This window comes from Mangrovactinospora gilvigrisea, assembly GCF_001879105.1.
GTDB classification, from domain to species: domain Bacteria; phylum Actinomycetota; class Actinomycetes; order Streptomycetales; family Streptomycetaceae; genus Mangrovactinospora; species Mangrovactinospora gilvigrisea.
This window is the reverse complement of the sequence record NZ_MLCF01000102.1, coordinates 17,041-31,881: the sequence shown is the minus strand read 5'-3', so window position 1 is coordinate 31,881 and position 14,841 is coordinate 17,041. Positions and strand designations below refer to the sequence as shown.

General features: G+C 76.2%; 11 protein-coding genes and 1 tRNA gene. 4 read left to right on the top strand and 8 right to left on the bottom strand.

Annotated features, from left to right (window positions below):
• Window positions 1-62 precede the first annotated feature (62 nt).
• Window positions 63-857 carry a GNAT family N-acetyltransferase gene (locus BIV57_RS17235; RefSeq protein ID WP_071657723.1) on the top strand — a complete coding sequence of 265 codons (795 nt, stop codon included), beginning with the start codon at window positions 63-65 and terminating at the stop codon, window positions 855-857.
• On the opposite strand, the gene BIV57_RS17230 is transcribed toward BIV57_RS17235, so the two are convergent.
• Together BIV57_RS17230 and BIV57_RS17225 are read right to left on the bottom strand one after the other, a co-directional pair.
• Window positions 854-1,633, bottom strand: coding sequence for an SDR family oxidoreductase (locus BIV57_RS17230; protein WP_071657722.1), 780 nt, complete (start codon window positions 1,631-1,633; stop codon window positions 854-856). The genes BIV57_RS17235 and BIV57_RS17230 overlap by 4 nt on opposite strands.
• Window positions 1,634-1,643: 10 nt before the next feature.
• On the bottom strand, window positions 1,644-2,546 hold the full coding sequence (locus tag BIV57_RS17225) for an LLM class flavin-dependent oxidoreductase (protein ID WP_071657721.1): 903 nt from the start codon (window positions 2,544-2,546) through the stop codon (window positions 1,644-1,646).
• 63 nt (window positions 2,547-2,609) lie between these two features.
• Between BIV57_RS17225 and BIV57_RS17220 the strand changes: the two genes are divergently transcribed.
• Window positions 2,610-3,038, top strand: a complete 429-nt coding sequence (locus BIV57_RS17220; RefSeq protein ID WP_071657720.1) for a MarR family winged helix-turn-helix transcriptional regulator — start codon at window positions 2,610-2,612, stop codon at window positions 3,036-3,038.
• Here the strand turns inward: BIV57_RS17220 and BIV57_RS17215 are convergent.
• Window positions 3,035-3,505, bottom strand: coding sequence for a GNAT family N-acetyltransferase (locus BIV57_RS17215; RefSeq protein WP_071657719.1), 471 nt, complete (start codon window positions 3,503-3,505; stop codon window positions 3,035-3,037). The two genes, BIV57_RS17220 and BIV57_RS17215, sit on opposite strands and share 4 nt — an antisense overlap.
• Before the next feature lie 242 nt (window positions 3,506-3,747).
• On the opposite strand from BIV57_RS17215, the gene BIV57_RS17210 reads away from it, so the two are divergent.
• Both BIV57_RS17210 and BIV57_RS17205 read left to right on the top strand, forming a co-directional pair.
• Window positions 3,748-4,425, top strand: a complete 678-nt coding sequence (locus BIV57_RS17210; protein ID WP_079170417.1) for a DUF4232 domain-containing protein — start codon at window positions 3,748-3,750, stop codon at window positions 4,423-4,425.
• Between the two features lie 251 nt (window positions 4,426-4,676).
• Complete coding sequence (locus BIV57_RS17205; RefSeq protein ID WP_071657718.1) at window positions 4,677-5,864, top strand: hypothetical protein; 1,188 nt, start codon at window positions 4,677-4,679, stop codon at window positions 5,862-5,864.
• A gap of 57 nt (window positions 5,865-5,921) precedes the next feature.
• On the opposite strand, the gene BIV57_RS17200 is transcribed toward BIV57_RS17205, so the two are convergent.
• The 5 genes from BIV57_RS17200 to tmk form a co-directional block, all read right to left on the bottom strand.
• Window positions 5,922-5,995, bottom strand: a tRNA-Thr gene (locus BIV57_RS17200).
• A gap of 97 nt (window positions 5,996-6,092) precedes the next feature.
• Window positions 6,093-7,688, bottom strand: a complete 1,596-nt coding sequence (locus tag BIV57_RS17195; RefSeq protein ID WP_071657717.1) for an alpha/beta hydrolase — start codon at window positions 7,686-7,688, stop codon at window positions 6,093-6,095.
• Between the two features lie 210 nt (window positions 7,689-7,898).
• Window positions 7,899-8,957, bottom strand: a complete 1,059-nt coding sequence (locus BIV57_RS17190) for a hypothetical protein (RefSeq protein ID WP_139275705.1) — start codon at window positions 8,955-8,957, stop codon at window positions 7,899-7,901.
• Between the two features lie 261 nt (window positions 8,958-9,218).
• A complete protein-coding gene (locus BIV57_RS17185; RefSeq protein ID WP_071657715.1) occupies window positions 9,219-10,424 on the bottom strand; it encodes a DNA polymerase III subunit delta' in 1,206 nt (401 codons plus the stop codon).
• A gap of 119 nt (window positions 10,425-10,543) precedes the next feature.
• The gene (tmk, locus tag BIV57_RS17180; RefSeq protein WP_079170416.1) at window positions 10,544-14,812 is read right to left on the bottom strand and encodes a dTMP kinase; all 4,269 of its coding nucleotides are present in this window, start codon (window positions 14,810-14,812) and stop codon (window positions 10,544-10,546) included.
• Window positions 14,813-14,841: the final 29 nt, after the last annotated feature.

Below are 14,841 nucleotides of genomic sequence, written 5' to 3'. Positions count from 1 at the left end.
CGCCTCGCATCGATGCAAGCTTATGCATAAACACGCAACTCCATGCATCGCCGGAGGCGACCGTGCGCACAGACGACCCCACCCACATCGAGCAGACCGCCCCCCGCGCCTGGCCCGCCGCCACCGCCGAGCGCCACCCCACCGGCTGGCTCCTCCGCGCCACCCCCGACGTCCGCAACCGCCGCGCCAACTCCGCCCTCCCCGCCGGCCCCTTCAACACGGACGCCCTCGCCGCCCTCACCGCGGCCGAGGCGTTCTACGCCGCCCGCGACCTCCCCACCACCATCCAGATCGCCCCCGCCCACCACCACACCGCCCTCGACGCCGCCCTCGACGACCGCGGCTACCGCCGCGAAGGCCCCACCCAGGTCCTCACCGCCACCACCGCCGACGTCCTCACCCGCACCGCCCCCGGCCAGGACCTCGACGTCACCCTCGCCGACCACCCCACCCCCGCCTGGCTCGACGCCTTCGCCCGGCTCGGCGGCCACGCCACCGCCACCCCCGCCCGCGCCGCCACCGAGGCACTCCTCGCCCGCATCACCGACCCCCTCGCCTGCGCCTCCGTCACCCTCGACGGCGCCGTCGCCGGCATCGGCCTCCTCGTCGCCGGCGACGGCCGCACCGGCGTCTTCTGCATGGCCACCGACCCGGCGCACCGCCGCCGCGGCATCGCCACCGCCATCCTCCGCGCGGGCGCGGCCTGGGCACAGGAACGCGACGCCGGCCGGCTCTACCTCCAGGTCACCGAGGAGAACGCGCCCGCCCAACGCGTCTACGCCCGCGCCGGGTTCACCCTCTCCCACCGCTACCACTACCGCGTCGCGACAGCCCCCCGGCCCCGGCCCCAGCCCTAGGCGACCGGCACGATCCCGCCGTCCACCCGCAGCTCCGTCCCGTTGACGTAACCCGCCAGCGGGCTCGCGAGGAACGCCACCGCCGCCGCGATGTCCTCGGGCGTGCCGAGCCGTCCCGCCGGGTTCGGCGCGTACTCCTCGGTGACCAGCGGCTCCAACTCCGGCCACGCCGACGGCCGGCCCCGCGCCGCCGCACCGTCCGCGAACATCTGCCGCAGGCTGCCGGTGACGATCACGCCGGGGCTGACGGTGTTCGCGGTGACGCCCGTCCCGGCGAGGTGGCGGGCGAGGCCCGTCGTCAGGTTGAGCACCGCCGCCTTGGCCGCCGAGTACGCGGCCATGTGCGGGAGCGGCGTCGTCGCCGCCCGGCTGCCGATGCCGATCACCCGGCCCCAGCCGCGCTCCCGCATGCCCGGCACCAGCGCGCGAATCATGCGGACCGCCGAGTGGACGTTGCCGTCCAGCGCGGTCGTCCACTCCTCCAGGCCGCCCGCCTCGACGTCGTTCTCGCTGAACGGTCCGGCGTTGTTCACCAGCACGTCCGCGCCCCAGGCGCGCGCCCGCTCGGCGACCCGCGCCGCCTGGGCCCCGTCCAGCAGGTCGCCGACGACCGCCTCGCCGCCGAGCTCCGCGGCCGCCGCCTCGGTGCGGCCGCGGTCGCGGCCGTGCAGCAGCACCGCGCACCCCTCCGCCGCCAACCGCGCCGCGATGGCCCGCCCGATCCCGCCGCTGCTCCCCGTCACCAGGGCCCGTCGTCCGCCCAGTTCAAGATCCATGGCCTCGACGCTAGGACAGGGGCCGGACAATCTCCCTGACCAGCCACTCCGCCACGCCCTCGGGGTAGGGCGCGCGCAGGCTCAGCACCAGGTGCCCGAACCCTTCGGCGATCAACTCGGCGAGCGCGGCGCGGTCCTTCGCGGGGTCGCCGTAGTCGACGATGTACTGCACCGAGCGGACGATCTCCCGCGGATCGCGTCCGACCGCCGCGCACGCCGCGTCCAGCGCGCGGGCGCGGTCGGCCGCCCAGGCGACGGAGTTGTGCGGCGGGCCGGGGACGTTCCAGATGTCGGCATGCTCGGCGACGAGCCGCAGCATCCGCGGCCCCCACCCGGCGAGCAGCAGCGGCGGTCCGCCGGGCCGCACCGGCTTGGGCGCGTTCCGATTGCCCGTCAGGACGGTGAACTTCCCCCGGTAGTCGAAGACCTCCTCGTCCCACATCCCCCGCAGCACGGCGATCGTCTCGCGGAGCCGCTCCAGCCCCTCGGCGGGCGGCACGAGGTCGATGCCGTAGCCGGCGTACTCCGCGACGGCGGGGTTGGCGGCCGGATCGCCCGGCTGCCGCGTGCCCCCGACGCCGAGGCCCATCACCAGGCGTCCGCCGGAGACCGCGTCCACGGTGCTCGCCATCTTGCCGAGCAGCGCGGGGGCGCGGAGCCGATTGCTCGTCACCAGCAGCCCGAGGCCCAGCCGTCGGGTGCGGGCGGCGAGCGCGGAGAGCAGCGTCCAGCCCTCCAGGACCGGGGAGTCCGGGGGGCCGGAGACGGCCATCAGATGGTCCCAGAGCCAGGCGTCCGCGATCTCGGGCAGCGCGTCGGCCTCCTGCCAGACGCGGAGGATGTCCGCGTAGCCGGCCCGCATGGGGGTGGTCTTGATGCCGAACGTGACGGTGGAAGCGTCCAGTTGACCCATGGCCGTCAGCCTACCCAATCATCAGTGCTCCTGACTATCATCCGAATCGACTACCCTCCCCCCATGCCCGACCCCCTCGCCGATCCGCTCGCCGACCGCCTCGGCTACCTCCTCAAGCACGTCCAGCAGCGCTGGACCGAGGCCTCCGCCCGCGCGCTCGCCCCGCTCGGGCTGGACGGCCGCGAGCTCGCCGTCCTCGCCGTGCTGGGCGCCGACGTCCCGCTCTCCCAGGCGGAGGCCGCCCAGCGGCTGGGCGTCGACCGCACCACGATGGTCGCGCTGGTCGACGCGGTGGAGGCCAAGGGCCGCGCCGAGCGCCGCCGCGACCCGCGGGACCGCCGCCGCAACACCGTCCACCTCACCGCGGACGGCCGCGCGCTGCTGCGCCGCGCCGAGGACGCCCGCCGTGCGGCGGAGCGCGCATTCCTCGCGGAGCTGCCCGCCGCCGACGCGGAGGCGCTGCTGCGCGCCCTCCGCGCGCTCGCCGCCTAAGCGGAGCCTGTGCGCGCCCAAGCGTCGACCGCGGGCCGCCGCACCATGTAGACGTCCACCGGATCCGCCGACTCCACCACGAACCCGAGGCGTGCGTAGAGCCGCTGCGCGCGGCTCCCGCTGAGCACATTGAGCCGGACCACGACCCCGTCCCGGTCCGCCCGCGCCAGCAGCTCCTCCAGCACGGCAGACCCGACGCCCCTGCCCTGCAGCGCCGGATCGAGGAAGAAGTGCTCCAGCCACCGCTCGTCCTCGGCCGGCCGCATCGCCACGCACCCGGCGAACGCGCCGTCCACCTCGATCACCCAGGCGTGCTCCGGCACGAACGCGTCGAGGAACCGCTGCCGCACCCGGCGCTCGTCGAACCGCCCCAGCCGCTCCAGGTCCGGCCGCATCACCACGGCCCGCAACTCCGCCACCACCCGGGCATCCCCGCCCACCGCCGGCCGCAGCCTCCACTCCACCATGCCCGGATGCTAACCGCCGGGCCCGCAATCGCCGCCATGGCCTCCGCACCGCGGCCGCCCGACCGACCCCTGTCCCGCCCGCAAAACGTGGCCTTCCTCGCCGCCCCGGACTGCGCACTCGCGCCGCGGATCCGCCCTGAACTGGGACGACGCGCGGATTAGCGGCACGTTAGCCGCCCATTAAAGGGCGGGGGCAGTCTGAGGGTGTCCAGCAAGGAACGCCCTACCGGGAGGAGCGCACGATGTCGCTCAACGCCACCGCCCTTCGCCGCACCACCCGTTTCGGCGCCGCCGCCCTCGTCGCCGCCGCGGCGCTCTCGCTGACGGCATGCCAGGGCACCGGATCCGTCAAGGTCACCGGCAACGGCGACGGCTCCTCCGCGTCCGGCTCCTCCTCCAGCGGCTCGGGCGGCTCCACCACCGCCACCGGCGCCAAGTCGGACGGCTCCGGCACCGGCACCGGCGCCGGCGGCGCCGGCCACGGCAGCGGCACCGCCGCCACCTCCGACCGCTGCGCCACCGACAACCTGCGCCTCCACCTGGAGCAGGGCGACGCCGGCGCCGGCCAGATCCACTACACGCTGGTCCTCACCAACCAGGGCACCTCCAGCTGCACCATGAACGGCTTCCCGGGCGTCTCCGTGATGCGCCGCGACGGCAGCACCGTCGGCAAGCCGGCCACCCGCTCGGGCGGCCAGACCGGCGCCGTCCGCCTCGCGCCCGGCGCCTCCGCGCACGTCGTGCTGCACACCATCAACCAGGGCATGAGCGACGCGGGCTGCTGGACCTCCGGCCAGCTCCTCAAGGTCTACCCGCCCAACAACACCGCCCCGGCCACCGTCGCCGCCCCCAACGGCTCCTTCCAGGTCTGCGGCGACACCTTCGACACCACCACCGTCCAGTCCGGCGCCGCGGCCTGACCGAGGACGCCCGGTCCCACGAGCCTTGTCGGGGCCGGGTGCTCGGAGGATGATCCTGCCGAACCCCGGCTCGAGGCGGTCGATGCCGTCCTGGCTCTTCCGCTGCTCGCCCCTCGGCAGCATCGTCCTGCTCACGATCGTGCTGCTCCTCGTGTGACAGCGGGATGCCCACGTGGTGTCAGATATGCTCACACCGGCCGCATAAGCACACGAAACGCGTCCGCTGACGTCGCCGTCCTGATGGAGCATCCGTGACCACGATCCCCGATGCCGCAGCCGTTCCCGAGCAGTCCGCCGCCATCGCGGAGGACGCCGAGGTGTGGACCGAACCGCCCTCCGAGGAGCCGCCCGCGGAGGTTCAACCGGCAGCGCAGACGGACCCGGCGGACGACGCCGGCGTCGAGGTGGGGAGCCCCGTCCACCGCGACGCCGCCGCCTTCGGACGGTTCGCCCGCACCGGCGGCTGGACGTTCGCGCTGCTGGTCGCCCGCAGCGTCCGACCCGGCGGGGCCCCGTCGCCCGACGACACCTCCGCCAAGGTCTCCGCCAAGGAGTTCGCCCGTCTCGCCGGCTGCTCCGCCGAGCGCGTCATGCGCTTCTGGCGCGCCTGGGACCGCGCCGCGGACGACGGCGTCGTCCCCGTCTTCGAGGCGCTCGCGCCCGGCGTGGACATCGAACTCCCGGACGCGGACGTCTGGCTGGGCTACTACACCTCCCGCTCCAGCGGCGACTCGCCGCGCGGCCAGGCGATCACCGCCGCCGCCGAGGCGGAGGGCATCCGGCCGACCAAGGCGCTGGAGGTCGCCGAGAACCCCACCGCGCTGCGCGCCGCGATCCTCGCCGACCCGAGCACCGCCGAGGCCGCCCGCCACGCGCTGCTGGACCGCATGGAGAGCGACCCCGAGCTGGGCCAGAGCATGGCCAAGGACATCGCCCGCACCGGCGAGCTCACCAAGACCGTCGCCGCCCAGTCCCGCGCCACCGCCGCCGTCGACTACGTCAAGGACGTCATCGACAGCGGCGAGATGACGACCCCCTCGGGCGAGCGCGTCCCCGCCCCGCCGAGCGTCGTCGCCGAGGCGCAGCAGCACCTGACCCTCATCGAGGGCCTCGACGACGAGGACGAGGCCGCCTACGCGGCCGACGCACAGAAGTCGGTGCGCTCGCTGATCGCCGAGTCCGTCGAGAACGACCCGCAACTCCGCGCCCACGAGCGCCGGGTGCGCTTCCAGAACCGCGTCCGCAAGGCGGCCAAGGCCTTCGAGGAGCTCACCCTCGACGACGCGGCCGACCTCTACGAGGAGGAGCTCCTCGAACAGCTGGAGACCCTCCAGCGCGCCGTCGCCGACTGCATCACCGAACTCCGCGCCACCGCCACTGCGACAGGGCCCACGGCCACCACCCCGCAACCGGCGCCCGAGCCCGACGACGAGGACTGACCCGCTGGAACAGCAAAAGACCCAGGTCGTCCATCGGATGACCTGGGTCTTTCTCGGAGCCGCCTGTCGGAATCGAACCGACGACCTACGCATTACGAGTGCGTCGCTCTGGCCGACTGAGCTAAGGCGGCGGGCTTGCGGGTGGGGCCGTGGTGACCACGGTCGCATCCGAACCGGCGCCCAGTCTACACAGTTTTTCGGGTGCCCCCGACCACCCTGATCAGCCCCTCAGCACATGGTTCCGGCCTTCGGGACGGTGCCGGAGAGCAGGAACGCGTTGACGTTGCGGTCGACGCAGGCGCTGCCGCGGGCGTAGGCGGTGTGGCCGTCGCCGTTGTAGCTGAGGAGGTGGCCGTTGGCGAGCTGCTTCGCCAGCGCCTTCGCCCAGCCGTAGGGCGTCGCCGGGTCGCGGGTGGTGCCGACGACCACGATCGGCGCCGAGCCGGCCGCGGTGATGCGGTGCGGGCGGCCCGTCGGCTTGACCGGCCAGTACGCGCAGTTCAGACCGGCCCACGCCAAGTTCTCGCCGAACTGCGGCGAGGTCTTCTCGTACGACGGCAGCTGCTTGCGGACCTGGTCCGCGTTCATCGCCGCGGACGGCGCGTCCAGGCAGTTCACCGCGGAGTTGGCGTACATCAGGTTGCTGTAGCGGCCCTTGTCGTCGCGCTCGTAGTACTCGTCGGAGAGCGTCAGCAGCCCGGTGCCGTCGCCGTGGGCGGCCTGGTCGAGCGCCGACTTCAGCAGCGGCCACTCCTGCTGCGCGTACATCGCGGAGAGCACGCCGGTGGTGGCCAGCGCCGAGTCGACGCGGCGGCCGCCGAGGCCGTGGGTGGGCAGCGGGTGGCGCTCGGTGCGGTCGAAGAGCGCGGTGAGCCGCGGACCGGCGCCCTTGGCGCTGCCGCCGAGCGGGCAGTTGCCCTTGGTGACGCACCACTTGGCGAAGGCGTCGAACGCCACCTGGAAGCCGCCGGCCTGCAGCCGGTTGGACTCCTCCGGCGAGATCGACGGGTCCAGCGCGCCGTCCAGCACCAGGCGGCCCGTGCGCTCCGGGAAGAGCTCGGCGTAGGTGGCGCCGAGGAACGTCCCGTAGGACTTGCCCAGGTAGCTGAGCTTGCGGTCGCCGACGACCGCGCGGATGACGTCCATGTCGCGGGCCGCGTCGACGGTGCTCACATACGGCAGCTCCTTGCCGGAGCGCTGCTTGCAGCCGTCCGCGAAGACCTTCATTTCCTGCTCGAGGCGGTTCACCTCGGCGGCGGTGCGGGGGGTGGGGTCGGTCTCGGTGTAGGTGTCCATCTGCTTGTCGGTGAGGCAGTGGACGGGGTCGCTGGTGCCGACGCCCCGCGGGTCGAAGCCGACGACGGCGTAGCGGGAGGTGACGGCCTTGGGGTAGCCGAGCTCGGCGTAGCGGGCGTACTCCAGGCCGGAGCCGCCCGGGCCGCCCGGGTTCACCAGCAGCGAGCCGAGCAGCTTGGTGTGGCCGGTGGCGGCGTGGCGGGAGATCGCCAGACCGATGTCGCCCTTGGACGGGTCGCCGTAGTCCATCGGGACCTTGATGCGGGCGCATTGGAAGCCGCCGGCGCAGGACTTCCAGGCGGGGTGCTGGTTGTAGTAGCGGGCCAGGGCGGCGGGGGTGGCCGCGGGCAGCGGCGTCCCGGCGCCGTGCGCGTCCCCGGAGGCGCTGTGCGCGGATCCGCCGCCGGAGGTGGCGGCGCTGCCGCCGCTCGAACCTCCGCTGCACCCGGCGACCAGCAGGCCGGCCAGGCCGAGGACCGCCGCGAGGCGGCGAGAGGACGCGCCGACGCGCGCAGGGCTACCGACCATGGACCGCGGCTCCTTCCGGGTGCTCCGCGCACTGCGGATCACGGTGATCGCCAGCGTATCGGTGCGCGCACCGATGGTGACGCCGACCGGGCTGCCCGTCCCCCGTCCTTTCGGATTCAACCCGAACGGCCCGCAGGCGCGGGCCTGTCGAGCGCACAGGGGGACCCGACACGGCGCGCGCCGCCGTGCGCCGCGCCGTGCGCTGCGTCGCTAGCGGAGATGCTCCGTCAGGAAGCCGTTGGCGACCCCGAAGAGGCGGCGGCGTTCGGCGGACGCGTCGAAGTCGCGGACGGCGTCGACGGGGCGGACGGCGGCGCCGCGGGCGGTGAGGGCGGTGGCGGCGGTGCGGGCGGCCGCGCGCCCGGCGGTGTCGCGGAAGGCGTTCACCAGGAGCACCGGAACGGCGGCGTGCGCCGGGACGGCGGCGTGCGCCGGGTCGAGGCGCGGGCCGGCGCCGCCCGGCGGGTAGACGCCGGAGACGATCGCCGCCGCTCCGAACCCGCCGCGCAGCGCCGCGTTCTCCGCGCACGCCGCGTCGCCCGCCGCGCCCAGCACCGACCAGGCGCGGTCGTCGCCGCGCACCCGGAACGCGTCCGCCACCGCGACCCGGACGGCGCGCAGCGCCGCCGCGTCCGGGCAGCGACCGCCCGCGTCGACGGTGACGACGACGAAGGGATCGCCGCCCCCGGCGGAGGCGCGCTGCGCGAAGCCGTCCACCAGGCCCTGGTAGCGGGCGGTGCCGGCATCGGGATAGCGGGCCGTCCCCGAGGGCGCCGCGAGCGCGGACGCCCCGCTCGGCACGAGGACCGCCGGAAGGGCGTGCCCGGAGCCGGCCGGGTACTGGGCCGGGAGCCACACCCGGACCCGACGCCCGCCGACCGTCGCCGCCAGGAACCGCCCGCCCGCCGCGTCGCCGTCCTCGACGGGGCGGAACGCGCCGTCCGCCGCGGGCGGGTGCGTTGCCACCGCCGGACGCGCCGGACGGCCCGCCCGGTCCGCCGCATCCGCCGCGTCCGCCGACGGCGCCGTGCCGGACGTCCCCCACCAGTGCGCCGACACCGAGGCCAGCACCACCGACCCGAGCACCACCGCGAACGCAACCCCCGCCCCGGCCAGCGGGACCGCGACCGCCCGCGGCACCAGCGGCAGCTCGTACGCCTCCCGGCTTCGCCGGTCCTCCCGGCGCAGCAGCGCCGCGCGGAGCAGCAGCAGCGCGGCGGCGCCGGCGACCAGGGCCAGGGCGAGGGCAATCACTGCGGGACGGGGCACGGGGACACCACCACCATCTCGGGAACCGGGACACCGGAGCATGCACGGGGACACGCACCGGGACGCGCACCGGGACGCCACCAGAAGGACAACTCCGGCAATTGGTGCATCCCTAGCGTGCCGTGCCCGCGGTCCCGCCGTCCGTGATCACCGGGCGGTGCGCGGCACGATCACCCGAACGGCGTCCCCCGCCGGTCCCCCACCGCACCGATCGAACGCGCCGTCAGAGCGTCAGACGGAGCGTCAGCCCGTCGGACCCCGTCAGCCCTTCCAGAGCGCCAGCGCCATCGCCTCGACCGCCAGCAGCGGCGCCACGTTCCGCTCCAGCGCCGTCCGGCAGGCGAGCACCGCCTCGATCCGCCGCAGCGTCGCCTCCGGGGCGCCCGCCCCGGCCGCCGACGCGACCGCCTCGCGCAGCCCGTCGTCGCTGGTGGCCGGGACCGGCGCGCCCAACTGGACGGCCAGCACGTCCCGGTAGAAGCCGGCGATGTCGCCCAGCGCCCGGTCCAGCGTGTCGCGCTGGGTGCGGGTGGCCCGCCGCTTCTGACGGTCCTGCAGATCCTTCATGATCCCGGCGGTGCCGCGCGGCAGCCGCCCCCCGGCGCCGGCGGCCGCGCCGAGCGCGGCCCGCATCTCCTCCTGCTCCTTGGCGTCGGTCTCCTCGGCGAGCTGCTTGGCGTCCTCGGTGGCCGCCTCCACCAGCAGCTGCGCCGAGCGCAGGCACCCGCCGATGTCGCCGACCGACAGCGGCACCCGCAGCACCTCGGCGCGGCGGGCCCGCGCGGACTCGTCGGTCGCCAGCCGGCGCGCCAGACCGAGATGGCCGCGGGCGGCCTGCGCGGCGTAGCGGGCCATCTCGGGGTCGATGCCGTCGCGGCGCATCAGCATGTCGGCGACGGCGCCGTCGGACGGGGTGCGCAGCCGCAGCTGGCGGCAGCGCGAGCGGATGGTGGGCAGGACGTCCTCCTGGGACGGCGCGCAGAGCAGCCAGACGGTGCGCGGCGCGGGCTCCTCCACGGCCTTGAGCAGGACGTTGGCGGCGCCCTCGGTGAGCCGGTCGGCGTCCTCCAGCAGGATCACCTGCCAACGGCCGCCCGCGGGAGCCAGGTTGGCGCGGCGGACCAGCTCGCGGGTGTCCTTGACGCCGATGGTGAGCAGCTCGGCGCGGACCACCTCGACGTCGGCGTGCGTGCCGACCAGCGTGGTGTGGCAGCCGTCGCAGAAGCCGCAGCCGGGGGCGGCGCCCATCGCGACGTCCGGGCTGGTGCACTGCAGCGCGGCGGAGAACGCCCGCGCCGCGGTGGACCGGCCGGCCCCGGGCGGGCCCGTCACCAGCCAGGCATGCGTCATCCGCGAGGCGGCCGAGGCGTCGGCGGAGCCCGCCACCACCGCCGCCGCGGACGTGGCGGCGGCCGACAGCTCCTCGACGACGGGCTGCTGCCCCACCAGGTCATCCCACACGGCCATGCCCCCACGTTAATGGACGCATCCGACACCGCCGGCATCCCCGCGGGCGGCGCGGGGACGGCGGCGGGGGCGGCAGCCGTGACGGCGAAGGACCGGCGGACGGCCGGCGCGGACGCGGGCTACTTGCCGCGCTTGCGCCTCCGCTTGGCCTGCGGCTCCTCGTCGGCGGGCGGCGCCTGCTCCGCGTTGTCGCCGAGCAGCTCGTCCGCGAGGGACGGCAGCTCGGCGGTGCGCTCCACCGAACTCTCCGGCGGAGCCTCCGGACGGAAGATGCCCTCCGGCACGCGGTTCTCCGGGGCGTCGAGGGTGATGTCCAGCGGAAGGGGTGTCACCGCCGTCTCCTCGTCGACGGACGGCGCGACCGTCGGCATCACCTGCGTCCGCGTCGCGTCGTCGGAGATGACGGGCAACTTCGCCGTCTTCTCCGCATCGCTCTCGGGAACGGACTCGGACGCCGACTCCGGCCCGGACTCCGGCGCGGCCTGGGGCTGCTCCTCACCGGGGATGCGGTGCACCGCGGTCGTCTCGGCCGTGGTCTCCGAATCCGGATCGGCCGAGGACTTCACCACCGGGTTGGGCTGCGTCGCCTCGTCCGAAGCGCTCGGCGCCTCCGGCGCGCCGTGCCGCTCCTCCAGGCGCCTGCGCAGCTCGCGCTGCCGCTCCTCCTGGCTCTGCTCGCGGCGGCGCTGCTCCTCCTCGCGGCGCGTGCGCTCCTCGCGCTGCTGCTTGGCCCGCTCCCGGAGCGCCGCCTGCCGCTCGCGCTGCGCCTGCTCCGCCGCCGCGTCCTTCTCCTTGGCCTTGGCCTTGGACGCCGCGGACTTCGCCGTGGACGACGACGCCGACTTGGCGGCGGGCTTGGCCCGCCCCTTCGCCGGAGCCGCGGTCTTGCGCGGCGCCCGCGCCCTGGGCGCGGCCGGAGCCGCCGCCTCGGACGCCGGTGCCTCGGACGCCGCCTCCGCGACCGCATCCGCCGGGCCGTCGTCCTTCTCCGCCTTCTCGGCCTTCTCCGCCTGCTTCTTCTGCGCGTTGGCAGCCTCGTTCGCCGCCCGCGCCGCCTCCTCGGCCCGCTTCAGGGCCTCGGTCTCGGCGGCGCGCCGCTTCAACTCCGCGACCCGCAACCGCTCCTGCTCCTCTGCACGCCTGCGCGCCTCCGCGGCCTGGCGCTCCTCCGCCTCGGCCGCCCGGCGACGCTCCTCCTCCTCGGCCGCGGCGGCCGCAGCCGCCGCCTCCTCCTCCTGACGGCGCCGCAGCGCCTCCTCGACCAGCCGCCGGTTCTCCTCGGCGACCCGCCGCTCCTCCTCCTGCCGTGCGCGCTCCGCCTCGGCGCGCCGCAGCGCCTCCTCGGCCCTGCGCTGCTCGATCTCCCGGCGCCGCGCCTCCTCGGCGGCCCGCGCCCGCTCCGCGGCGTCCCGCCGGCGGCGCTCCTCCTCGTCCTTGCGGCGCTGCTCCTCCTCCGCCTCGCGACGGCGGGCCTCCTCCTCGGCAGCCCGCCGCTTCTGCTCCGCGGCCCGGCGCGCCTCCTCGGCCTTGCGCTCCTCCTCCAGGCGGCGCTCCTCGGCCGCCTTGGCGGCCTCCCGCTCCTCGGCCTCGGCGCGCAGCCGCGCGATCAGCTCCTGCTTCTCGCGCTCCCGCTCGGCCGCCTCGGCCGCCAGCCGCTCGGCCTCCTCGCGGGCCTTGCGCTCCTGCTCGGCGCGCGCCTCCTTCTCCTGCTCGGAGAGCGGCAGTTCGCGGTCGAGCCGGTGCCGGATCGCGGTGGTGACGGAGTAGGCGGCCTGGGCCGCGTCCACCACCAGGTAGCGGCCGGGGTCGGCGGCGGCCAGCGCCAGGAACGACTCGCGCACCCGGCCGTGGAACCCGTCGCCCTCGGCCTCGATGCGGTCCTCGGCCGCCTCGCCCCGGCCGTCGCCGCGGCGGCGCCGCGCCTCGGCGGGGTCGAGGTCCAGAACGACCGTCAGATCGGGGACCAGCCCGCGGGTGGCCCACCGGGAGAGGCCGGCCACCTCCTCGCCGTCCAGGTCGCGGCCGGCGCCCTGGTAGGCGATGGAGGAGTCCATGTAGCGGTCGGAGATGACGACGGCGCCGCGGGCCAGCGCGGGCCGCACCACCGAGGCCACGTGCTCGGCGCGGTCCGCCGCGTAGAGCAGGGCCTCGGCGCGGTGCGAGAGCGCGCCCGTCTCCTTGGCGAGGACGATCTCGCGCAGCCGCTTGCCGAAGCCGGTCGAGCCGGGCTCGCGGGTGACGACCACCTCGTGGCCCTTGGAGCGGATCCACGCGGAGAGCGCCTCGATCTGGGTGCTCTTGCCGACACCGTCGCCGCCCTCCAGCACCAGGAAGTACCCGTTGCCGGTGGGGCGTTCGTCGGTCGTGGCGGCCGACGCGGCGGGGGCGCCGCCGCGCACCGAGGCGACCAGCGCGCGGCCGACGCCGTGCACGGCGGACGCCACCCGGGCCCGGGCGACGGCGGCCTCGACGAGCCCGGCCGCGCCTGTGACGAGCAGCGCGAACCCGGCGCCGCCGTGCTGGAAGCCGGGGTCGGCGGCGCCGCGCAGCGGGGCGTCGGTGAAGTCGGCAGTGCCGATGGCGGCGGCCAGCAGCGGGCCGACGAGCAGGCCGACGCCGACGGCCACCCGCTGGGCGGCGGCCAGGTGCTCGGCGATGCGCGGCTGCCGCGCCTCCTCGCCCTCCTGCGCGGCGAGCGCGCCGCAGACGGAGCGCCCGACGCCGACGGCCGCCCCGGCGAGCAGCACCAGGACGAGGACGAGGACGAAGTCCGGAACGAACGCGGCGATCAGCAGCGCCAGGCCGGCGGTGCCGGCGGCGAGCGGAACCAGGGCGCGGCGCTCCAGCCGCGGCAGCAGCCGCGGCGCCACCCGCGCCCCGAGCAGCGGACCGCCGCCGGCGGCGACCAGCAGCAGGCCCCAGCCGACCGGACCGGCCCCGAGGTCGCCCGCCTCCAGCAGGGAGACGCCGGCGAACGCGGCGAGCAGGCCGCAGAGTGCGGCCGAGACGAAGGTGAGCGCCGGCAGCGCCCCCGTCCGCCCCCGCCAGGCGCGCGCGGCGCCGGGCTTGGCGGACGCGGGCTTCGGGTCGCCGGGCTTGGCGGACGCGGGCTTCGGGTCGCCGGCCTTCGCGGCAGCGGCCTTGCCATCCGCACTGGAGCCGGCCTCGGCGCCCTCACCGGGTGCGTCCGCCGCCTTCGACACCTCCGGCACCGCCGACGACTTCGAGAGCTTCGGCGCGGGCGGTGCCGACGGCGCGCCGCCGTCCGCCTTGCCCACCGCGTCGGCGCTCGCCGCGTCGACGCCCACCACGTCGACGCCCACCACGGCGGTGCCCACCGCGTCGGCCTTCGCCGAGGCGGCCGGCGCCTTCCCCGCCGCCGCAACCGCAGCGGCCGGGCCCGACGCCCCATCAGCGGACCCGCCCGACGACCCCTCGGCCGCCGCACCGTCACCACCGGCAACCGCCGCCCGCGAGCCGCCCACGGCCTTCGGCGGACGCAGACCCTGCAGCGGGGAGCGCACCACGACCGGCGCCACCGGCCCCTGCGCCAGCGTCGCCGGCCAGAGCACCGCGATCGCCGCCGCAAAGCCCGCCGCCGCGCCGAACGCGGGTATCGCCAGGCCGTGCCCCGCGAACCAGGAAACCCCGGTGGCCAGCGCCCGGTTGACGAGCCCCAGCACCACCAGCGCCGCCGCGCCCAGCGGCAGCGCCGCGTACCCGGTGCGCTGCCCGAGCGCCCGCAGCGCCTCCAGCTGACGCATCGACGGGCGGTGCCCGGACGGCGCCCCGGCCGCATCCCCGTCCGCACCCGAGCCACCCGAAGCACCCGAAGCACCCGAGCCACCGGAAGTGGACGCGGCCGCCGGCCCGGCCGGCAGCAGCCGCGCCTCCGCCGTGCCCCGCGCCACCGTCCACACCCGCTCCGCCAGCCCCAGCACGAACGCGGAGGCCACCAGCCAGCCGACCGCCCGGCCGGCCCCGAACCAACCCACCCACAGCGGCGCCACCGCCGCCAGCGCGGCACGCACCGCGTCGCCCGCCATCAGCACCCAGCGGCGGTCCGCCCGGCCCACGGCCGCGGCCAGCGGCCCGAGCAGCACCGCGCCGCCCAGCAGCGTGGCGGCCAGCCGCGCCGCCAGCGCCACCGCGACGGCGAACGCCACGCCCCGCACGCCCCCGCCGAAGGAGCCCCCTCCGGCGGCCGCGACCGCGGTGAGCGCGACGACCACCAGCAGCGCCAGCCGATCCGCGATCCCGCCGATCAGGTGGATGCCCCACAGCCTCCGCATGCCCGGCACCCGCAGCACCGCGCGCTCGACCGAGGGCGGCGCCGAGGACGCCGGGGACGTCGATGGAGATGTCGGTTTCGGTGGAGTCGAGGCCATTCAGCCAGCGTAACGGGAATCACTCTGCA